Annotated in this window: 18 protein-coding genes; 17 read left to right on the top strand and 1 reads right to left on the bottom strand. The window is 41.7% G+C overall.

Annotation, left to right across the window (positions count from 1 at the left end; genetic code table 11):
- The first annotated feature begins 7 nt into the window (after nucleotides 1-7).
- The 13 genes from smc (at nucleotide 8) to LKE01_RS08925 (ending at nucleotide 13498) form a co-directional block, all read left to right on the top strand.
- Nucleotides 8-3559 carry a chromosome segregation protein SMC gene (gene smc / locus LKE01_RS08985; protein ID WP_057962788.1) on the top strand — a complete coding sequence of 1184 codons (3552 nt, stop codon included), beginning with the start codon at nucleotides 8-10 and terminating at the stop codon, nucleotides 3557-3559.
- A complete protein-coding gene (gene ftsY / locus LKE01_RS08980; RefSeq protein ID WP_146979223.1) occupies nucleotides 3560-4984 on the top strand; it encodes a signal recognition particle-docking protein FtsY in 1425 nt (474 codons plus the stop codon).
- Between the two features lie 77 nt (nucleotides 4985-5061).
- Entirely contained in the window at nucleotides 5062-5403 is a 342-nt protein-coding gene (locus LKE01_RS08975; protein WP_057962787.1) for a putative DNA-binding protein, read from the top strand.
- A gap of 12 nt (nucleotides 5404-5415) precedes the next feature.
- A complete protein-coding gene (ffh, locus tag LKE01_RS08970) occupies nucleotides 5416-6855 on the top strand; it encodes a signal recognition particle protein (RefSeq protein ID WP_057962786.1) in 1440 nt (479 codons plus the stop codon).
- Between the two features lie 157 nt (nucleotides 6856-7012).
- Nucleotides 7013-7288: a 30S ribosomal protein S16 gene (gene rpsP, locus LKE01_RS08965; RefSeq protein ID WP_054769496.1), complete on the top strand. Its 276-nt coding sequence runs from the start codon at nucleotides 7013-7015 to the stop codon at nucleotides 7286-7288.
- Nucleotides 7289-7304: 16 nt separating this feature from the next.
- Nucleotides 7305-7553 (top strand): KH domain-containing protein, encoded by a 249-nt coding sequence (locus LKE01_RS08960; protein WP_054769499.1) that lies wholly within the window; start codon nucleotides 7305-7307, stop codon nucleotides 7551-7553.
- 84 nt (nucleotides 7554-7637) lie between these two features.
- Complete coding sequence (gene rimM / locus LKE01_RS08955; RefSeq protein ID WP_057962785.1) at nucleotides 7638-8159, top strand: ribosome maturation factor RimM; 522 nt, start codon at nucleotides 7638-7640, stop codon at nucleotides 8157-8159.
- The gene (trmD, locus tag LKE01_RS08950; protein WP_057962784.1) at nucleotides 8156-8953 is read left to right on the top strand and encodes a tRNA (guanosine(37)-N1)-methyltransferase TrmD; all 798 of its coding nucleotides are present in this window, start codon (nucleotides 8156-8158) and stop codon (nucleotides 8951-8953) included. The genes rimM and trmD overlap by 4 nt, the downstream gene beginning before the upstream one ends.
- Nucleotides 8954-9045: 92 nt before the next feature.
- On the top strand, nucleotides 9046-9408 hold the full coding sequence (gene rplS, locus LKE01_RS08945; protein WP_054769495.1) for a 50S ribosomal protein L19: 363 nt from the start codon (nucleotides 9046-9048) through the stop codon (nucleotides 9406-9408).
- A gap of 267 nt (nucleotides 9409-9675) precedes the next feature.
- Nucleotides 9676-10620: a tyrosine recombinase XerC gene (xerC, locus tag LKE01_RS08940; RefSeq protein ID WP_057962783.1), complete on the top strand. Its 945-nt coding sequence runs from the start codon at nucleotides 9676-9678 to the stop codon at nucleotides 10618-10620.
- Between the two features lie 14 nt (nucleotides 10621-10634).
- Complete coding sequence (hslV, locus tag LKE01_RS08935) at nucleotides 10635-11177, top strand: ATP-dependent protease subunit HslV (protein WP_057962782.1); 543 nt, start codon at nucleotides 10635-10637, stop codon at nucleotides 11175-11177.
- Between the two features lie 12 nt (nucleotides 11178-11189).
- On the top strand, nucleotides 11190-12602 hold the full coding sequence (gene hslU / locus LKE01_RS08930; protein ID WP_057962781.1) for an ATP-dependent protease ATPase subunit HslU: 1413 nt from the start codon (nucleotides 11190-11192) through the stop codon (nucleotides 12600-12602).
- Between the two features lie 20 nt (nucleotides 12603-12622).
- Entirely contained in the window at nucleotides 12623-13498 is an 876-nt protein-coding gene (locus LKE01_RS08925) for an aldose 1-epimerase family protein (protein ID WP_054769493.1), read from the top strand.
- Between the two features lie 76 nt (nucleotides 13499-13574).
- On the opposite strand, the gene plsY is transcribed toward LKE01_RS08925, so the two are convergent.
- On the bottom strand, nucleotides 13575-14207 hold the full coding sequence (gene plsY / locus LKE01_RS08920; protein WP_057962780.1) for a glycerol-3-phosphate 1-O-acyltransferase PlsY: 633 nt from the start codon (nucleotides 14205-14207) through the stop codon (nucleotides 13575-13577).
- 147 nt (nucleotides 14208-14354) lie between these two features.
- On the opposite strand from plsY, the gene parE reads away from it, so the two are divergent.
- The 4 genes from parE (at nucleotide 14355) to LKE01_RS08900 (ending at nucleotide 20781) form a co-directional block, all read left to right on the top strand.
- Nucleotides 14355-16310 carry a DNA topoisomerase IV subunit B gene (gene parE / locus LKE01_RS08915; RefSeq protein ID WP_057962779.1) on the top strand — a complete coding sequence of 652 codons (1956 nt, stop codon included), beginning with the start codon at nucleotides 14355-14357 and terminating at the stop codon, nucleotides 16308-16310.
- A gap of 14 nt (nucleotides 16311-16324) precedes the next feature.
- Entirely contained in the window at nucleotides 16325-18763 is a 2439-nt protein-coding gene (gene parC, locus LKE01_RS08910; RefSeq protein ID WP_057962778.1) for a DNA topoisomerase IV subunit A, read from the top strand.
- Nucleotides 18764-18865: 102 nt separating this feature from the next.
- The gene (locus LKE01_RS08905) at nucleotides 18866-19825 is read left to right on the top strand and encodes a LysR family transcriptional regulator (protein WP_057962777.1); all 960 of its coding nucleotides are present in this window, start codon (nucleotides 18866-18868) and stop codon (nucleotides 19823-19825) included.
- A gap of 29 nt (nucleotides 19826-19854) precedes the next feature.
- Nucleotides 19855-20781, top strand: coding sequence for a manganese-dependent inorganic pyrophosphatase (locus tag LKE01_RS08900; RefSeq protein WP_057962776.1), 927 nt, complete (start codon nucleotides 19855-19857; stop codon nucleotides 20779-20781).
- The last annotated feature ends 41 nt before the right edge of the window (nucleotides 20782-20822 follow it).

The following is a 20822-nucleotide window of genomic DNA, read 5'->3' as shown; positions in this document are numbered from 1 at the left end:
AATGATTGTGCAGCTTAAATCCATTGAAATTATAGGTTTTAAATCATTTGCAGATAAAACACTGATCAAATTTCCCGGTGGAATGACCGGAATTGTTGGCCCCAACGGAAGCGGTAAAAGTAATATTGCCGAATCAATTCGCTGGGTGATGGGAGAACAATCTGCCAAAAACCTCCGTGGATCGCGAATGCCTGATGTTATTTTTTCAGGCTCCGCTGATCGACGGTCTTTAGGCATGGCCTCAGTGACGCTAACCCTGGACAATTCCGATCACTTTATCAAAACCCCATTTGATGAATTGAAGCTGTCCAGAAAGCTCTTTCGAAATGGTGACAGTTCATATTATTTGAACGAAAAGCAGTGTCGACTAAAAGATATTACCGACCTCTTTATGGATACCGGGATTGGCCAAGGATCGCTTTCAATCATCTCTCAGGGTAATGTTGAACAGATTTTTAACAGTAAACCTGAAGAACGCCGTTCAATCATTGAAAATGTGGCCGGTGTTTATAAATATAAACAGCATAAGAGTACGGCTCAAAAAGAGATCGATGAAACCACCGATAACTTAAACCGAGTTGAAGATATCATCTCTGAACTTCAAGGCAGAATGGCACCATTGGAAGAGCAAAGCAGCTTGGCAACCGATTATTTGGATCAAAAAAAGCGACTTGATCAATTTTCAAAGAAGCAATTAATTCTGTCGACAAAAAAGTGCCTGGCAGATTCTGAAAAGCTCAAAGCCACTGTGAGTGATAAATCCACATTGGTTAATAAAATTTATGCGCAGGTTCGTCAAGACGAAAACTCACGCGATAAATTAAAAGCCAAGCTGACGGTCGACCGAACAACCATCGACCAATTAAACGATCAGATCCTTGATATAACCGAAAAAATTCAATCACTTAAGAGCAAGCATCAACTTTCTACCCAGGAGAAATCCTTTAAAGATGCAGATTTAAAACGAATCTCAGAACAAATTAAATTAACCGACAAACAGATTGACGACTATCAGGTAAAGCTGAGTCAATCAGTTGATGCCGGAAAACGTTTGTCAGCCAAGATTGACGACAAACAAACGCAATTTGATAAAGTTTCCGCCGAAGAAAAGGCCAACAATGTTTCAACGATTGAATCTGAAATCGACAAGCTCCGTAGTCATTATGTTGACCTGCTTCAGCAAAAGACTGACATCAAAAATCAGATAACGATGAAGACTCATGATGATCAGCAGTTGGAAGAACGTTTGGAATCTCAGCGAAAGCGAATTGCCACGGCAACTGCGGATTTGAAACGTGTCCAAGCCCAACTTGACGAAAAGCGTCAAACGTTGGTACATGCTAAAGCAGAACTGGCAGAGGTGTCCGGCAAGCTGGCCGATTTGACCAAACTCAGGGATACCCGGAAGCAAGCTGTGGACAGCTCCCAGTCAAACTGGCTGGCCGCTCTCAAGATTGCCGAACAGGCCAAAGCCAAGGCTGAATCGCTTCAAAATCTGCATGATTCGTACCGGGGATTTTATCGTGGCGTTGCAAATTTATTAAAACGAAAAAATGAATTAACCGGAATTTTAGGACCAGTGTCCGATTACCTGGAAATTGACGAGAAGTATGTCAAAGCCATTGAAACAGCTCTTGGATCACAAGCTCAACATATTATTGTTGAAGACAACCAAGCAGCGTCAGCGGCCATTCGTTTGCTGACAAAAGAGCGGCTTGGACGAGTGACCTTACTGCCAATTTCAACGATTAATGAACGTCATTTAAATAGCGGAATCGTGCATAATGCCCAAAATACAGCCGGCTTTATTGGAATCGCTGCCGACTTGGTTACCATGCCCGACAATTTGAGCAAAATCAAAGGGTTTCTGTTGGGGACAACACTGATTGCGGATTCACTCAATAACGCCATTAACATCAGCAAACAGATCAACCACCGAACCCGAATTGTGACTTTGGACGGTCAAGTGGTCAATGCCGGCGGTTCTTTAACCGGTGGTGCCAACCGTCATGATAATCAAGGGGTGTTGGTTCAAAAAAATGAACTTGAATCCTTAAACAAGTCCACGGCGCAAATGGACCAAAAGCTGGCACAAAACGAAGAACAACTTCAAAGCGCCAAAGATGAACTGGCCAAAATTGAAGCATCTCACGAACGGGGCCAGCAAAAAGCCTTTCAGCTCAAGCAGCAGGTCAAGGGATTAGCGGATGACTGTCAGTTAGTTGAACAAACAATTACCGACAAGCAGCGAGAAATCAAAACACTTGAGCTGGCCATGAAGAACGCCATGCAGCCTGAACAGGAAACGGCCAGTTCCACATTGTCAAAACAACAGGATACAATCGACGAACAGTTGAAAATGACCAACGACCAACTGGACAGCAAACAAGTTCAACTCGCTAACGTCAAAGAAACCGCCCAGAAGTATGCCGTTGAAAAACAATCGCTACATGAAAAGATTGTCGTCGAGCAACAAAAGCTCAACCAGCTGAAAGTCGACCAGTCAGCCATCAAAAAGCAAATCAGTGATCATCAACAAAATCGCACAGATTTAACTCAACAGCAGACATCATTAAAAGATGAACTGGACAAACAGGTTGATTCCGGCAGTTTAAATCAGCAAATTGAAGCCGCTGGCAAGAAACAAACGCTGCTGAACGATCATTTAAAAGAATTAAAAGAAGCCGTTCAAACCAATCAAGATGATTTGGATAACCTAAATCAGACCATCCAAGATGAGCAAATCAACTTAAACAACGCCAAGTATGAACTGACCAATGCTCAGCAAAGTGCAGCTAAGAATTCTCAGGAACTTGATCATGATCTGACGACTCTTCGTGAAGACTACCAGATTGAGCAGCTGGATTTGAAAAATCCGGACTGGAACTGGGATGAAAAAGAGATTGCCGGCCAGATTAAAATGCTGAGGACCGGGATCGATGAGATTGGACCAGTAAATATTGGCGCCATTCAAGAATTTAAAGAAGTTTCCAAACGATTTGATTTCCTAACCAAGCAAAAGCAGGATTTAATTGATGCCAAAGATCATTTAACATCGACCATGCGCGAAATGGATTCGACAATTACGACCCGTTTTGGGGATGCCTTTAACAAGGTCCGAAGATCCTTTGCGAAGGTCTTTGTCGACATGTTCGGCGGTGGGGAAGCCAAACTGGTCTTAACCGATCCCAATGACTTGCTTAATACTGGAATTGAAATTATGGTCAAGCCGCCTGGCAAGAATTATCGTAATTTGAACCTGTTATCAGGTGGTGAAAAAGCTTTAACTGCTATTACCCTTTTGTTTGCCATCATCAAGGTTCGACCGGTTCCGTTCTGTATTTTGGATGAGGCTGAAGCTGCATTGGATCCATTTAATGCGGACCGCTTCGCCAAATACTTAAAGCGGTTTGGTGATGAAACCCAGTTCGTTGTCATTACCCATCGTAAGGAAACCATGATTTATGCCGATCAACTGTACGGTGTTACCATGCAGGAATCAGGTGTTTCAAAAGTTGTAACCGTCAATTTGGATAATTTAAAAACAGAGGTGAGTTAATTGGGTCTTTTTGATATTTTTAAACGTCGTTCCAAGAAAAATGAAGAAAAAGAATCAAAGAAATCAACTGAACAAGCTGAGTCAAAACCAAATGCCGAACAAACGGAGAATGAATCTTCAGACAAAGCAACTAATGAGAATAAAACTAAAGAGAATGCAGCTACAGAAAATACTGCTAAAGAAAACGCTAATGAAGCTCCTGCAAATGAGGCCTCAAAGGCGACAGAGAAGCAAACCGCTTCTCAGGAAGAATCACCCGTTGAACCCAATTCAACGGAACAAGCCAAAGAAACAGAGACTGCTGAGCCAGCTTCAGAGACGTCTAATAACCAACAGGTAAATGAAAGTCAGTCGTCAGAAGCCGAAAACTCTCAGGCTGCCGAGGGACACGATGAAACTTCAGCAAAAGAGTCTTCAAACGAGACCAAAGCAACTGAAGCCGAGACTGAACCAGCCGATGAAACCACCCAAGCTGCAGAAAACGATGAATCCACAACCCAACAATATGAAAAGGGATTGGAAAAGTCGCGTTCTTCATTTGGTGAAAAGCTGAATGCCTTACTGGCAAACTTCCGGCACGTTGATGAAACATTCTTTGACAATCTTGAAGACATGTTGATTGAATCAGATGTTGGCTTTGAGACCTCAATGAGAATTACCGATGAGCTCCGGGATGAAGTGAAGCTTCAAAATGCCAAGAAGCCGAAGGACGTTCAGAACGTTATCGTCAAAAAATTGATTGATATGTATGACAAAGCCGGTAACGGTGAAAATCCTGCCATTAACATGGCTAAATCCGGTCCGACTGTCATTTTGTTTGTCGGCGTGAACGGTGTTGGTAAAACAACCACCATTGGAAAAATGGCCAAGATGTACAAAGATCAGGGTAAAAAAGTTGTTTTGGCAGCTGCCGATACCTTTAGAGCCGGCGCTATCGAACAGTTAAACGTCTGGGCTGAACGTGACGGCGTTGATATCGTCAAGGGCAAAGCCAAAAGCGATCCCGCTTCAGTTGTTTATGATGCTGTTCAAAAGGCCAGAGACGAGCAATACGACATCTTAATGGTCGATACTGCCGGACGGCTGCAGAACAAAGTTAATTTAATGAACGAATTAAGCAAAATGAAGAAAATCCTTACCCGTGAAATTCCGGATGCACCTCATGAAGTCCTGTTGGTTCTTGATGCAACAACAGGTCAAAACGCTATGAATCAGGCAAAGATGTTTAAAGAAGCCACAGACGTTACCGGAATTGTCCTGACAAAACTGGATGGGACAGCCCGAGGCGGAATTGTTCTGGCAATTCGCAGTGAGCTGCATTTGCCGGTTAAATATGTAGGGCTTGGAGAAAAAGTGGGCGATCTTCGACCATTTGATCCTAATGACTTCGTTTATGGTCTGTTTAAGGGACTTATTTCTGAATAGCCGGTATTTTGACCGTTGACTGATGTTGTATAAATCGGTACGCTATATTACGTATCGGTCTACAAAGGAGTTTCAGTATGGAACTGGAAAAAAACAACTATATTAATTCTCTGTTTGAATTTTACGAGCCGTTACTAACCAAGAAGCAGGCAAATTACATTGAACTGTATTATGCCGACGATTATTCACTTGGTGAAATTGCGGGTGAGTATAGTGTCAGTCGACAAGCGGTTTACGATAATATCCGACGGTCCGAAAAAATTCTGCAGCAATATGAAGATAAGCTGAACTTATACCATAGTTTTATCGACCGCAACAATAAACTGGATCAAATTCAGACATATGTCGGCAAAAAATATCCACACGATGAAAAATTAAATTCAATGATCAAAAATTTGGAAACAACCGAAGAACAATAAGGGGTGAATTAATTGGCTTTTGAAGGATTAACCGAACGTTTGCAAAACGCCATGAAAACTTTACGGGGTAAAGGAAAGGTCTCTCAGTCAGACCTTCGTGCAACAATGCGCGAAATCAGGCTTGCTTTACTGGAAGCCGATGTTAACTTCCAAGTCGTCCGTGAATTTGTTAAAACCGTTGAAGAACGGGCAAATGGCGCCAAAGTACTTGAAGGCTTAAATCCGTCTCAACAAATTGTTAAAATTGTTGATGAAGAATTAACCAAAACCATGGGGGAAGAAGCCGTTCCCCTCAACAAATCCGAGAAGATTCCAACCATCATCATGATGTCTGGTCTTCAAGGTGCCGGTAAAACCACCACGGCAGGAAAATTGGCTTTAAAGCTGAAGTCAGAGCAAAATGCCCGACCGTTATTAATTGCCGATGATGTTTACCGTCCTGCTGCGATTGACCAATTACAAACCGTTGGTCAACAGATTGATGTCCCCGTTTTTCAATTGGGAACCGATGTTGATCCCGTTGAAATCGCCAAACGGGGAGTTGAAAAGGCCAAAGAAGATCATAATGATTATGTGATCATCGATACCGCCGGTCGACTCCAGATTGACGAAAAGCTGATGGGTGAGTTAAGCAACATCAAAGATGCTGTTCAACCTAATGAAATCCTGTTGGTTATCGATGCAATGACTGGTCAAAACGCCGTTGCAACGGCTGAAGGCTTTAATAAAACATTAGACGTCACAGGTGTTGTTCTTACCAAATTGGATGGTGACACCCGTGGTGGTGCTGCCTTGTCAATTCGAGCCGTTACCCACAAACCAATCAAATTTGTTGGTCAAGGTGAAAAAATGTCTGATTTGGATGTCTTCTATCCAGATCGAATGGCATCTCGAATCCTTGGAATGGGTGATATGCTATCGCTTATCGAAAAGACTCAAAAAGAATATGACGAAAAACAGGCTCAGGAATTAACAGAAAAAATCAAAGAAAATACCTTTGATTTCAATGATTTTGTTGACCAGTTGAATCAAATTCAAAAAATGGGTCCTTTAGATGAAATCATGAAAATGATTCCTGGAATGGCCAATAATCCACAACTTAAGAACGTCAATATGAACCCTAAAGACATGGATCACCTGAAAGCCATTGTTTACTCAATGACCGAACAGGAACGAACAGATCCGGATGTTTTGAATCCATCCAGACGTCGTCGAATTGCCCGCGGGTCTGGTCGACCAGTCCAAGAAGTCAACCGGATGATTAAGCAGTTTACCCAAATGAAGACCATGATGAACAAAGTTTCCAAAGGAAACATGTCCGGAATGGAAAACATGATGAACAGCACCGGAATGGGCGGCAAAATGTCCAAACTTGCTATGAAGCAGTTCAGCCGCAAGATGAAGAAGAACAAGAAACGCCGGATGAAGAAAAACAAGAAGCGTCGTAAATAGCGACAAGTTATTCTTGTTGACACCTCAATTTTGAGATTATCTGGTTCCAACATACCCAATAAACAAGCCATTTTGATGGTGTAAAGAAAAAAACCTTTACAAGCTTTCAAATTACTGGTATATTATTAATCGTTAAAACATTACAGGAGGTAAAAGCATGTCAGTTAAGATTCGTTTAAAGCGCATGGGTTCAAAAAAGCGTCCATATTACCGTATCGTTGTAGCCGATTCACGTAGTCCTCGTGATGGCCGTTTCATCGAAAACGTTGGTACTTACAGCCCATTAGCTCAACCAGCCAAGATTACTCTTGAAGAAGAATCAATCATGAACTGGTTAAACAATGGTGCACAACCATCTGATACTGTTCGTAACATCTTATCAGATGCCGGCATTATGAAGAAATATCACGAAGCTAAATACTCAAAAAAGTAAGTGAGTGATTATCATCATGACAAGTATTGATGGTCTAATTAAGAAAATTATCTCACCGTTGGTAGATTATCCTAAAGATATTGAGATTTCGCATAATGAATCCGATCGATTTATGGAATATCATCTGAGGTTAAACGAAGAAGATATTGGCAGAATCATTGGAAAGCATGGCCACGTGATCCAAACAATCAGAACAATTGTGTATAGTGTTCCGGTTGAAGGTCAAAAGAAAGCTCGTTTGATCGTTGACGATGGGAAACAATAGGGTTCTTAAGCGAAACGTTTGTTTTGCTTAAGAGCTTTTTTCTTATTCAAATTTGGATTGAATTAAAGCTGGAGGAAATATTTAATGAACTATTATAACGTTGGCAAAATTGTCAATACCCAAGGCTTGAAGGGCGAAGTCAGAGTCATTTCGATTACTGACTTTCCCGACAAACGTTTTAAAATTGGTCACACTGTTTTTGCCAAGCTGCCAAATAAAAAAGATTTGGTCAGTTTGACAATTGATGGTGTTCGAAAGCATAAGGGCTTTATTCTGCTTCACTTTAAGGACCATCCTTCAATTAATGATGTTGAGTATTTAAAACCATCCGAACTCAAAATTGATGAAGAAAGCCTATCTAGTGACGACCTTAAGCCTGGTGAATATTATTACCACCAAATCATTGGCTTAACGGTTGTTGACCCGCAAGGCAACCAGATTGGCCAGGTGAAAGAGATTCTGTCTCCTGGTGCAAACGATGTCTGGGTTGTCGAGCGTGATGGTCAAAAGGATTTGCTTCTGCCAAAAATTGATTCAGTCATTACCAAGGTTGACCTTGATAACGGCCAAATCACTGCCGATGTTCCGGAGGGATTAGACGAATGAGAATTGACGTATTAAGTCTATTTCCGGAAATGTTTGCCGTTCCAATGCACGATTCAATTATTGGCAAAGCAATTGAGAAACACATCATTGACTTGGATGTCACCAATTTCAGAGAATTCACGAAGGATAAACACCGTCATGTTGACGATTATCCGTTTGGCGGTGGGGCAGGAATGCTGCTTCAGGCGCAACCCATTCTCGATGCCTACGACCATACCAAACAAGTCGCTGAATCAACCGGATACCCACAGGGAAAAGTTATTTTGATGGATCCAGCTGGAAAGCAGTTCAAGCAACACGATGCTGAAATGCTCTCACACGATGAACATCTCACTTTCATCTGTGGTCATTATGAGGGTTACGATGAACGAATTCGTTCGATTGTGACCGATGAATACTCGCTGGGAGACTTCATTTTAACTGGTGGGGAATTACCAGCTATGGTCATGATTGATGCGATTACCCGTCTCATTCCGGGGGTATTGGGCAACAACCAATCAAGCGTTGAGGAATCATTCTCGACAGGACTTCTGGAAGAACCCCAATATACAAGGCCAGCCGAGTTTCGTGGTATGAAAGTACCCGAAGTATTGATGAATGGTGATCACAAAAAAATTGCCCTTTGGAATCAAAAAGAAGCATTACGCCGCACCTATCTTCGTCGCCCGGATTTGATTGATCACCGAAATTTGACCAGCACGCAAAAGAAGTTGTTTGCCGATGTTCGAATTGAGGAAGAGGAAAAACAAGCCAAGCGTGACGCTGACAAGAAAAACTCCTTTACAGACAAGTAAGGATTGTGGTACACTAATTTTTGGCGCAAGCCGCAAAACAACATTCCGCTGTCAAACAAGATAATGAATGTTAGTGAAAGGAAGATTTGTTTATGCGACAAAATCAATTGATTGACAAGATCAACGAAAAGCAACTACGTAAAGACATTCCAGATTTCCGTGCCGGAGATACTGTTAAGGTTTACGTTAAAGTTGTTGAAGGTACCAGAGAACGTATTCAGTTGTTCGAAGGTGTTGTTATCAAACGCAAGGGTTCAGGAATTCAAGCTACCTACACTGTTCGTAAAGTAAGTAATGGTGTTGGTGTTGAACGAATTTTCCCACTTCATTCACCACGTGTTGATAAAATCGAAGTAGTAAGACAAGGACACGTACGTCGTGCTAAGCTTTACTACCTGCGTGACTTACAAGGTAAGGCTGCTCGTATTCGAGCTTCACTTCGTTCACGTGCATAAAGATCCAAAAACGACTGAATCGATTTTCGATTCAGTTTTTTTGTGCCTATTTTTATTAAATCAAGTTAATCAAAAGTTAAATTCAACTTAAGCATGTGATCAATCACTACCAAATTACGATGAAGTATGTAAAATGACGGTTAATTCGATGACTCATATCGAATTTAGTTTTCGTTAATTTCGGTGTAATTCGGGCACAATCATCGTTTATTTGCTATGATATATATTAGTACTTGAACGCGATTACATCGTTGAGGATGGTGGGTAATGACTGAATTAAGTAAAGATCAAAAAAATATTCAGTGGTTCTTAAAATACTTGCGCAGTGACCGGAATTATTCCGATGATACTGTCCAAGCTTATCAGCAGGCAATCACAGAATTTTGTGATTTTCTTGATGAAGTTCCCACGGATAAAAAAGAACTGACAAAAGTTGATTCATTTGACGTCGAATCATTTTTAACCAATTTGTATGAAAAGCAATATGCCAGGAATTCGATTGCTCAAAAGGTTTCGGCACTCAAGTCGCTTTACGCATTTTTAGTTAAAAATGAAGTGATCGCTAATAATCCGTTTGAATATGTTCATCTGAAAACCAATAACCGGCGATTGCCGCGTTTCCTCTATCAAAACGAAATGCGGGCGCTCTTTGAGGGTGCCAAGCATAACGCCAACCCGCAGCTTGGATTGAGAAATTCAGCAATCCTGGAAATCTTGTACGCCACTGGCATTCGGGTTAGTGAATGTGCTGGCATTCGGCTGAATGATATTGATTTGGACAATCGGACGATTTTAGTAACTGGGAAGGGCAACAAGCAAAGGTACGTTCCCTTTGGGGGATATGCTCAAGAAGCAATTGAAAGCTACCTGAGCGGCGCCAGAGAGCCCATCATGAAGCAGTATCATCAAACTCACCAGTTCTTGTTTATCAATCACTACGGCCGCCGGTTATCTGCACGGGGCATTGAATATATCATGGATGAAATTGTGAAACAAAGCAGTCTCACCACCAAGATTCATCCCCACATGCTGCGACATACTTTTGCCACAGAGATGCTCAATAACGGTGCTGACATGCGGTCGGTTCAGGAGTTACTAGGTCACAGCAGTCTGTCCACCACCCAAATTTATACACACGTTACCAAGTCACATTTAATGGATGATTATAAAAAGTACTTTCCCAGAAATAATGATTCATTAAAATCAAACTAAAAAAGGGGTATATTATGCCAATCAAATTTGAAGCAACTACCATCGTTGCCGTTCGTCATAATGGCCATCTGGCCATGGCCGGAGACGGTCAGGTCACAATGGGTGAAAAAGTTATCATGAAGGGAACCGCACACAAAGTCCGTCGAATCTATAACGACAAAGTTGTCGTTGGATTTGCCGGAAGTGTTGCCGATGCATTCAACCTTGAAGAACGTTTTGAAAAGAAACTCAATCAATTTGACGGTGATCTTAAACGATCTTCCGTTGAACTGGCTCAAGAATGGCGTGGCGATCAACAGCTGCAAAAGCTGGAAGCTCTTTTGATCGTCATGAATGATAAAGATTTACTCCTGGTTTCCGGTCAAGGAGAAGTCATTGAACCCGACGACGATATTTTGGCAATTGGTTCCGGCGGCAACTTTGCATTAGCTGCCGCAACTGCAATGAAGCATCATGCCAAAGACATGACTGCCAGAGAAATTGCCGAAGCTGCCATTCACATTGCCGGAAATATCGATATTTTCACCAATCAAAACGTTATTTCTGAAGAATTATAGGAGGAACTTAAATTGACTGAGTCAACTCAAACACCAAGAGAAATCGTTGAAGTTTTGGACCAGTACATTGTCGGCCAAGACGAAGCGAAAAAAGCGGTAGCAGTTGCTTTACGTAATCGATACCGCAGAATGCAGTTATCAAAAGATATGCAGGATGAAATTTCCCCAAAGAATTTATTGATGATCGGACCGACCGGAGTTGGTAAAACTGAAATTGCCCGCCGCTTGGCAAAAATTGTCAATGCACCGTTCGTCAAAGTCGAAGCAACCAAGTTTACCGAAGTCGGCTATGTTGGTGGCGACGTTGAGTCAATGGTTCGAGACCTTGTCGAAAACGCCATTCAACTCGAAAGAGCCGATCAGTACAAGCAGGTCCACGTTGAAGCTGAAAAAAGAGCCAACAACGAACTGGTTAAATTATTAGTACCTGCCAAGAAAAAAGAAAATCGTCAAAATGACATGCAAAATTTGATGAACATGTTTACCCAGCTGCAAAAAGGTCAAGCACCAACAACCGACGATTCAGACAAAGAAGAAGTAACCGACGATATTCGTGAAAAACGGATGTCAACTGCTGAAAAGTTAAAAGACGGTTTATTGGAAAATGATCAGGTTGAAATTGAGATGGACGATCCGTCACAACAGCCAGCTGGTCAAAGTACAATGCTCAACCAGATGGGAATTGATTTAAACGATACCCTTGCCGGCTTAATGCCCAAAAAGAAGATCAAGCGAACGGTTCCGGTTAGCGAAGCCCGTGAAATTTTGACCCGTCAAGCGTCAGAAAATCTGATTAACAAGGCTGATCTGTACCATAATGCGATTGTTCGGGCTGAAAACACCGGAATCATCTTCATTGATGAAATCGACAAGATTGCGCCAGGTAAGTCACAAAACAGTGGTGAGGTTTCTCGTGAAGGGGTTCAACGTGATATTTTGCCAATCGTTGAAGGTTCACAGGTTAATACCAAATATGGTTCAGTAAACACGGATCATATGCTGTTTATTGGCTCAGGAGCCTTTGCTGAAAACAAGCCTTCTGATTTAATTCCCGAATTGCAAGGCCGGTTCCCAATCCGTGTTGAGCTAAAGGATTTAACCAAAGACGATTTTGTCAGAATTTTGACCGAACCAACCAATTCTTTGACCAAACAATACATTGCCTTAATTGGAACTGACAACATTAAAGTCACTTTCACGATTGAAGCAATTAACCGAATTGCTGAAATTGCGACCGAAGTCAACCACAATACGGATAATATTGGTGCCCGTCGTTTGCACACGATCCTTGAAAAGCTGCTTGAAGATATCCTTTATGAAGGACCTGATATGCAGATGGGAGACATCACCATTACCGAAAAATATGTCGATGACAAAGTCGGTAAATTAGCTAAAAACAAAGATCTTTCACGTTACATTCTTTAATAGTTGGAGGAAGAGATTTCATGATTACATTGAAGAATCAGTATCTCACGGTTTTAATTAATGAATTTGGAGCAGAACTTACCAGCGTTAAGGACACATCTGGGCTGGAGTATATTTGGCAGGCAGATCCGAGCTTTTGGAAACGCCACGCGCCAATTCTATTTCCAATTGTCGGCCGTTTAAAAGATAATCAGTATGACTATCAGGGAAAGACATACCAAATGACCCAACATGGTTTTGCCCGGGACAACCAATTCAAGGTTGAATCACAATTACCGACGAAAGTTTCCCTAGTTCTAAGACCAACAGATGAAACGCTGGCCAAATATCCATTTAAATTTGAGCTCCGCATCATTTATGAGCTTGTGGATCATCAGCTTAAAGTCAGTCTAAACGTGATGAATCCTTCTGAAGACACCTTATTATTCTCAATTGGTGCCCATCCAGGCTTTAACATCCCATTGGTTAAAAATGAGGGGAGCTTTGAAGACTCATTTGTGAGAGTTGCCCCTAAGAAACGCTATACCCAAATTCCTCTAAAACCGCCTTACAGTGATCCTGAGGATTCAAAGGTAATTGATCTGACAAAGCCTTTACCACTCAACCACGACCTGTTTAACAGCGACGCCATCGTTCTCAGCCTCGAAGGTAAGGAAACGACCGTCATGTTGGCCAACAGCCAAAATGACCACGGGGTTTCATTAACCGTCGAAAATGCGCCATATGTTGGCATCTGGTCACCATATCCCAAGAAGGCACCATTTGCCTGCATCGAACCTTGGTGGGGACTGGCTGACACTGTCGACTCAAACGGCAAGCTGACCGATAAGTTTGCGATCAACAAGTTGGAAGGTCGACACGCATTTGCTGGTAAATATCAAATCAGTTTCTTTTAAAAATTGCAAAACAAAAACGAGTGACTCCTTCAAAAAGAATCGCTCGTTTTTGATTTTTATATTGTTACTCCAAGAATTATTGGGCTTTTTTCTTCCGTATCATATTTCCGAGTCCAAATGGTACCATGCTTTCAGTTCCGTTTTTAATCCGACTGATGTTTGCCCGGTGCCGATAAAAAATAAACACGGTTAAAACGGCTGCCAAAATACTCAAGAATACATCGTGAGTGAAGAAAATCGCGATGGTGGTTAATGTAAAGCCGATCATACTGGCCAAGCTGACCATGCTGGTTAACAGAATGACTAAAATCCAAATGCCAGCCGCCAGGAAGAAGAAAGCCGGCTTATACGCCAACAGCATCCCCGCACTGGTAGCAACTGCCTTGCCACCCTTGAACTTATCAAAGACGGAAAAGGTATGCCCCAGAATTGCCATCAAGCCAAATACCAAAGGACTAATCATTGTGATGTGGAAAAAGGTTGGTAGTAACGTTGCAACAGCACCTTTGGAGATGTCCAGGGCCATGACAATGGTCCCGGCAATCGGACCTAAAACACGATATGTATTAGTGGTACCGATGTTTCCCGAACCGTGGCGGCGAATATCTACGTGAAAAAAGATTTTGCCGATCCAAACACCACTTGGAATCGAGCCCAGTAAATAAGCTGTTACTAACAGCATTATAATTTGTTCAATATTCGAATTCATCTTAAACCTCTCAGTAATCGCAATTAATAAACATAATAGCGTTTCTCATTTTAGCATGTAATTTGCATTCAGCCAATAAAATTTCGTTTCCATAACCGTAAATTTAGGTTATTATGAAGTAGATTGCAAAAAAAGGAGTCATAACGAATGGTAAAGCAAAAGCAAAAATATGATGATTCCTCGATTCAAATTCTTGAGGGACTCGACGCAGTTAGAAAGCGTCCCGGAATGTACATCGGCTCCACAGACTCACGCGGCTTGCATCATCTAGTTTATGAAATAGTTGATAACGCCGTTGATGAAGTCTTGGCCGGTTATGGGGACGAGATCCAAGTATCAATTCATAAAGACAACAGTGTTACGGTTGTCGATCATGGAAGAGGAATGCCAGTTGGCATGCACGCTTCAGGTAAACCAACACCTGAGGTTATTTTGACGATGCTTCATGCTGGTGGAAAGTTTGGCCAAGGTGGTTATAAGACTTCCGGAGGCCTGCATGGTGTTGGTGCCAGTGTCGTTAACGCCCTTTCATCATGGCTGAAAGTTGTGATTGTCCGTGATGGTTACCGTTATGAAGAAGATTTTAAAAACGGTGGTCATCCGGTTGGAACCCTTAAAAAATTGGGTAAAACACGTGCCCATAGCGGAACAACCGTAACTTTCAAGGCGGATCCAACGATTTTCACAACCACAGTTTATAACTTCTCAATTCTTTCCGAACGGCTCAGAGAATCTGCTTTTCTACTCAAGGGAACTAAAATTACCCTGACTGATGAACGGACCGGCCAGGAGCAGGAAGAAGTCTTCCACTATGAGGAAGGAATCAAAGAGTTCGTTCAATACTTAAATGAAGACAAGCATACCCTTGGGGACATCATGTTTTTTGACGGCAAAAAAGACGGTGTTGAAGTCGAAGTTGCCGCCCAATATAACGATGGTTATTCAGAGACCATGCTATCATTTGTTAACAACGTTCGGACCAAAGATGGTGGAACTCACGAAGCCGGGTTACGAAACGCCTGGACAAAAGCCTTCAATGACTATGCCAGAAAAGTCGGCATGCTTAAAGACAAAGATAAAAACCTCGAAGGTAGCGATGTTCGGGAAGGCCTTTCGGTTGTCCTGTCATTGAGAATTCCAGAAGAAATTCTTCAATTTGAAGGTCAAACCAAAGAGAAACTGGGAACTCCCGAAGCCCGTTCAATCGTTGACAGTGTTGTCAGCGAGAAGTTGGGCTACTATTTGATGGAAAATGGTGAGTTTGCTCAGACGCTGGTTCACAAAGGTCTTCGTGCCCGTGAAGCCCGTCAAGCTGCCAGAAAAGCTCGGGATCAAACACGAAGCGGCAAGCGCCATAAGAAACAGGAACGTTTATTATCCGGTAAATTAACACCCGCTCAATCCAAAGATTACAGCCGTAATGAACTGTTCCTGGTCGAAGGTGATTCTGCCGGCGGTTCTGCTAAACAGGGCCGTGACAGACGTTACCAGGCCATATTACCGCTTCGAGGCAAGGTCTTGAACACTGAACGGGCCAAGCTTCCTGAAATTATGAAAAACGAAGAAATCAATACCATGATCTACACCATTGGAGCCGGTGTTGGCGCTGACTTTAACATTGATGATGCCAATTACGACAAAATCATTATCATGACCGATGCCGATGATGATGGTGCCCATATTCAAATTCTTCTGTTAACTTTCTTCTACAAATACATGCGACCAATGATTGATAACGGTCGGGTGTTTATTGCGCTGCCACCACTCTATAAACTTCAAAAAGGTGCCGGCAAGAAGTTAAAGGTTCAGTATGCTTGGACCAATGAAGAATTAGCCAAAGTTTCCAAAGAATTTGGGAAAGGTTACAGTCTCCAACGATTTAAAGGTCTGGGAGAAATGAACGCCGATCAATTGTGGGAAACCACAATGAATCCAGATACCAGAACTTTAATTCGGGTTCGAATTGATGATGCTGCCCTTGCTGAAAAACGGGTAACCACCTTAATGGGGGACAAAGTTGAACCCCGAAGAAAGTGGATTGAACAAAATGTGAAGTTCAACCTGGAAGAAGACGGCAGTATTTTGGATAATACTAAAGAATAGGGGGGCAGCGAGAAATGAGTAAAATTGAAAGTTTGACCCTCGAAAATGTCATGGGGGAACGTTTCGCCAGATATTCCAAATCAATCATTCAAGAACGAGCTTTACCGGATATCCGCGATGGCCTCAAACCAGTTCAACGCCGAATCTTATACGCGATGAACAAAGACGGTAATACTTACGATAAAGCATTCCGAAAGTCGGCCAAGTCAGTCGGAAATGTCATGGGTAATTTTCATCCCCATGGCGATAGCTCGATTTATGAAGCGCTGGTTCGAATGAGTCAGGACTGGAAAGTCCGCGAACCACTGATTGAAATGCACGGTAACAATGGATCCATGGATGGTGATCCACCTGCTGCCATGCGTTATACCGAAGCTCGATTAAGCAAAATTTCCAGTGAAATGATGCGGGATATTGATAAGGACACCGTTGATTGGGTGCTTAATTTTGATGATACCGAGTACGAACCAGTTGTTTTACCAGCCAGATTCCCCAACCTATTGGTGAACGGTTCAACCGGTATCTCAGCCGGTTATGCAACCGATATTCCACCGCATAATTTAGGCGAAGTCATCGATGCCATTTTGTACCTGCAAAAGCATCCCGACGCAAGTTTGGATGAATTAATGCAGTTTGTGAAGGGCCCTGATTTTCCAACCGGAGCAATTGTTCAGGGAATTGATGGCATCAAGAAAGCTTACGAAACCGGACACGGTAAAATCATTGTCCGCTCGAAAACATCCATCGAACCACTGAAGGGTAATAAATCACAGATTGTCATTACCGAGATTCCTTATGAAGTTAACAAGGCCCAACTTGTTAAACGAATCGATGAAATCCGTCTTAACAAAAAAGTTGATGGAATTTCTGAAGTCCGTGACCAAAGTGACCGTAACGGACTGAGTATCGTCATTGAATTAAAACGTGACGTCGACTCCAAAGGAATTCTGAACTACTTATTCAAGAATACCGATCTGCAGGTATCCTATAACTTCAATATGGTTGCGATTTCTCATATGCGTCCAGAACGGTTATCATTAAAGAAAATTCTGGTTGCCTACTTGGAATTCCAACAACAAGTTATCAAGAAACGTACCAAATACAACCTGAAAAAAGCTCAGGACCGTCAACACATTGTCGAAGGCTTAATCAAGGCGCTCTCAATTCTTGATAAAGTAATTAAAACAATTCGTGCCAGCAAGAACCGAAAAGACGCCCACGACAATTTAGTCAAAGAGTACGACTTTTCAGAAAAGCAATCCGACGCAATTGTTGCCTTACAACTTTATCGCTTAACTAATACCGATGTCATCGAGCTTGAAAAAGAACATCAGCATCTTTCAGACGAGATTACCAAGTTCAAAAAGATTATTGATAGTCCAAAAGAACTTAATCGTGTATTAGCTAATGAATTACGTGCCCTGGCAAAGACTTATCGCAGTGCCCGGCGAACTGAAATTCAAGAAAAAGTTTCAGACATTAAAATTAATACCGATGTTTTGGTTCCGGATGAAGACGTTGTCGTTTTAGTCAGTCATGACGGTTACATCAAACGTAGTAGCATTCGTTCATACAAGGCTTCAACAACGGATACCGGCTTGAAAGACGAAGATTATCCAATCTTTATGGAACAGTTGAATGCCCGTGATCATCTGTTTATGTTTACCAACAAAGGAAACTTAATTTATCGTCCAGTCTATGAATTGGCTGATGTTAAATGGAAAGACACTGGTGAACATATTTCTCAGACAATTGGTCTTGATTCCGATGAAGAAATTATCGGCACCTATGCTTTCAGTTCGCTCAAAGAAAAGGGAATCTTCCTGATTGCAACGGATGAAGGACATGTTAAGCAGACCAACTTTGCCGACATGACGCCTGGCCGGACCTACAAGTCGCATGCCTATACTTACGAAAAGCTTAAGGACCAAGGCGACAGAGTTGTTTCAATCCATTATCTGCCAACTCCACAAGCCACTGATCAGTTATTGTTGATTTCCGAACACGGATTAGCCTTGCGTTACAACATCGACGAAGTTCCTGTGAACGGTGCCCGAACAACCGGCGTTAAATCAATGGCACTTCGTGGTGAAGATAAAGTTACCGATTTACAGCTTGTTAAAGATGACGGCGTTGTTGCCATTGTCACTCAACGCGGTGCATTCAAGAAATTAGCCATCAAGGAAATTCCTAAGACATCCCGAGCTCGTAAGGGAGTCATGATTCTCCGTGAACTCAAGAACAAGCCACATCGAATCGTTGATTTCTGCACGATTGCCAGTGACGATCAACCACTTGAAGTGCGTACCGATCATCGCCGGGTTCATGATATTTTACCAAGTGATTACTCATTAGGTGGCCGATACTCCAATGGATCGTTTGTCATTGATGTTGACAGTGAAGGCACGCCGGTTTCCATTCGACCAAAATTTACCGACTTATCAATTGATTAAGTTTTTACCATATTAATTGATTGTGTTAGTAATAAGAATTATCATAATAGCAGTATCCTGTTAATTATTGAAGGTCGCAAGGGACCGATAAGGAGAGTCTGAATGAAAACCACTCAGGAAAATATTTTTGCATCAAAAACTTTATCGTATTTCCTCCAATTGTCCGAAACAATGAACTATACCCAAGCTGCTCAAATTTTAGGAATTACTCAGCCAGCGCTGACCCAACAAATTAAGAAGCTTGAGCGGACAATGGGAACTGAACTATTTTACTCAGTTGGCAAAAAATTACGGTTGACTGACGCAGGGGTGATTATGTTAAAGACCACCCGGCAAATTTACGACCTGTTAAATGACGCTAACGATCAGATTCAGCAAGCAACCAGTTCAACAACCGGTCAAATTAACCTAGGCATTTTGGCTTCAATTGAAACCAAAGTTTTTGAAGATTTTGCCTTGGAATTATATAAAGAAAATCCCGACTTGGAAATCAACTTCCATATGTTGACGAGAAAAGAAATTTGGGAAAGTCTTGAAAACAACCGGATTGATTTGGCGATTATGTATCTGCCTGATGAGTCTATCAAAAACTGGAAACCATATAGTTCCAAAAAGATCATCTCCGATGATTTATTGTTTATCCATCACAATCCAAGCCTGGCTAAACGTAAGCGGGTACGCTTGAAGGATGTTAACGATCGACCATGGGTGATGTATCCACAAGATTATTACCTGAACCAAACTTTACATGAATCATTCAAAAATCAGATGGTTGATTGGCCAAAGGTCGTTGCCCGATACACAATGCCTGAGCAAATTTTGAAGTTTGCAATCAATTCTCACACCAATACGGCGTTACCTAAATCTTATATGTTGAACATCGACTTGAAGAAGTTGACTGACGACGACATTTGGGTCACTGAATTGGATCCAAAAGTGAAGTTTGATTTGAATTTTGTTTACCGCAACCGGAAGAATGAAATTCCACGAATTGAAAGATTCCTAGAGAAGTTCGACGATTTTCTCGCAAAAGAAGATTATTTAACCCGTTTAGGGAAATAAAATATTAATAATAAAAGGAGATCATTTAGATGAGTAAAGAATTAGTTTTTGGACATCAAAGTCCTGATACCGACGCCATTGTTGCTGCTAAAGCATTTTCATACCTTCAAAACAAATTGGGATATGATACTGAGGCTGTTGCTTTGGGTGAACCTAATTCAGAAACCGCATTTGTCCTTAATTATTTTGACGAACCAACTCCACGAGTTATTAAAACTGCTAAAAACGAAGTTGATTCAGTTATGTTGGTTGATCACAACGAATTTCAACAAAGTGTTAGTGACATCAAAGATTTGACGATCACCCATGTTGTTGATCACCACCGAATTTCAAACTTCCAAACTGATCAACCATTGTATTACCGTGCTGAACCACTTGGCTGCTGCAGTACAATCATCGTTAAGATGTTTAATGAAAACAAGGTTGAGATTCCAGCCAAACTTGCCGGATTAATGTTATCAGCAATCATTTCTGATACATTACTTCTCAAATCACCAACTACCACCGATGAAGACAGAACTGCCGTTAAGAATTTGGCAAAAATCGCCAACGTCGATTATGAAAAGTATGGTATTGAGATGCTTAAAGCTGGAACCAACGTTTCAGCCAAAAGCGATCAGGAATTAATTGATGGCGATGCCAAGTCATTCACTATGGGTGGCAAGAGTGTTCGTATCGATCAAATCAACGTTGTTGAATTCAGCGAAATCGACAAGCGTAAAGCTGACATCGAAAAAGCAATGAAAGCTGAAGCTGCTGATAAGGGTTACGACTTATTCTTAGTTTTGATTACCAATGTTTTGAACAGTGATTCCAAGATGATTGTTGTCGGTGAACCGGCATCAGCTGTTGAAAAAGCATTTAACAGCAAGTTATCTGACAGCACATTGTCATTACCAGGTGTTGTTTCACGTAAGAAGCAAGTTGTACCTCCATTGAACGATATTTTAAACTAATCAGATCTTCACTAAAGCGACCATCGCCAATCTTTTTGATT

Origin of the sequence: Lentilactobacillus kefiri (genome assembly GCF_007989105.1) — a bacterium.
Taxonomy (GTDB): Bacteria; Bacillota; Bacilli; order Lactobacillales; family Lactobacillaceae; genus Lentilactobacillus; species Lentilactobacillus kefiri.
Note: the sequence above shows the minus strand (reverse complement) of the source record. Positions and strands in the feature narration are given on the sequence as shown.

Excerpts from the sequence above, each read along its gene's own strand:
- xerC (WP_057962783.1), top strand. The coding sequence starts at position 9,676 with ATGACTGAATTAAGTAAAGATCAAAAAAATATTCAGTGGTTCTTAAAA.
- hslV (WP_057962782.1), top strand. The coding sequence starts at position 10,635 with ATGCCAATCAAATTTGAAGCAACTACCATCGTTGCCGTTCGTCATAAT.
- LKE01_RS08975 (WP_057962787.1), top strand. The coding sequence starts at position 5,062 with ATGGAACTGGAAAAAAACAACTATATTAATTCTCTGTTTGAATTTTAC.
- LKE01_RS08900 (WP_057962776.1), top strand. The coding sequence starts at position 19,855 with ATGAGTAAAGAATTAGTTTTTGGACATCAAAGTCCTGATACCGACGCC.
- parE (WP_057962779.1), top strand. The coding sequence starts at position 14,355 with ATGGTAAAGCAAAAGCAAAAATATGATGATTCCTCGATTCAAATTCTT.
- rpsP (WP_054769496.1), top strand. The coding sequence starts at position 7,013 with ATGTCAGTTAAGATTCGTTTAAAGCGCATGGGTTCAAAAAAGCGTCCA.
- plsY (WP_057962780.1), bottom strand. The coding sequence starts at position 14,207 with ATGAATTCGAATATTGAACAAATTATAATGCTGTTAGTAACAGCTTAT.
- rplS (WP_054769495.1), top strand. The coding sequence starts at position 9,046 with ATGCGACAAAATCAATTGATTGACAAGATCAACGAAAAGCAACTACGT.
- parC (WP_057962778.1), top strand. The coding sequence starts at position 16,325 with ATGAGTAAAATTGAAAGTTTGACCCTCGAAAATGTCATGGGGGAACGT.
- LKE01_RS08925 (WP_054769493.1), top strand. The coding sequence starts at position 12,623 with ATGATTACATTGAAGAATCAGTATCTCACGGTTTTAATTAATGAATTT.
- LKE01_RS08905 (WP_057962777.1), top strand. The coding sequence starts at position 18,866 with ATGAAAACCACTCAGGAAAATATTTTTGCATCAAAAACTTTATCGTAT.
- trmD (WP_057962784.1), top strand. The coding sequence starts at position 8,156 with ATGAGAATTGACGTATTAAGTCTATTTCCGGAAATGTTTGCCGTTCCA.
- LKE01_RS08960 (WP_054769499.1), top strand. The coding sequence starts at position 7,305 with ATGACAAGTATTGATGGTCTAATTAAGAAAATTATCTCACCGTTGGTA.
- rimM (WP_057962785.1), top strand. The coding sequence starts at position 7,638 with ATGAACTATTATAACGTTGGCAAAATTGTCAATACCCAAGGCTTGAAG.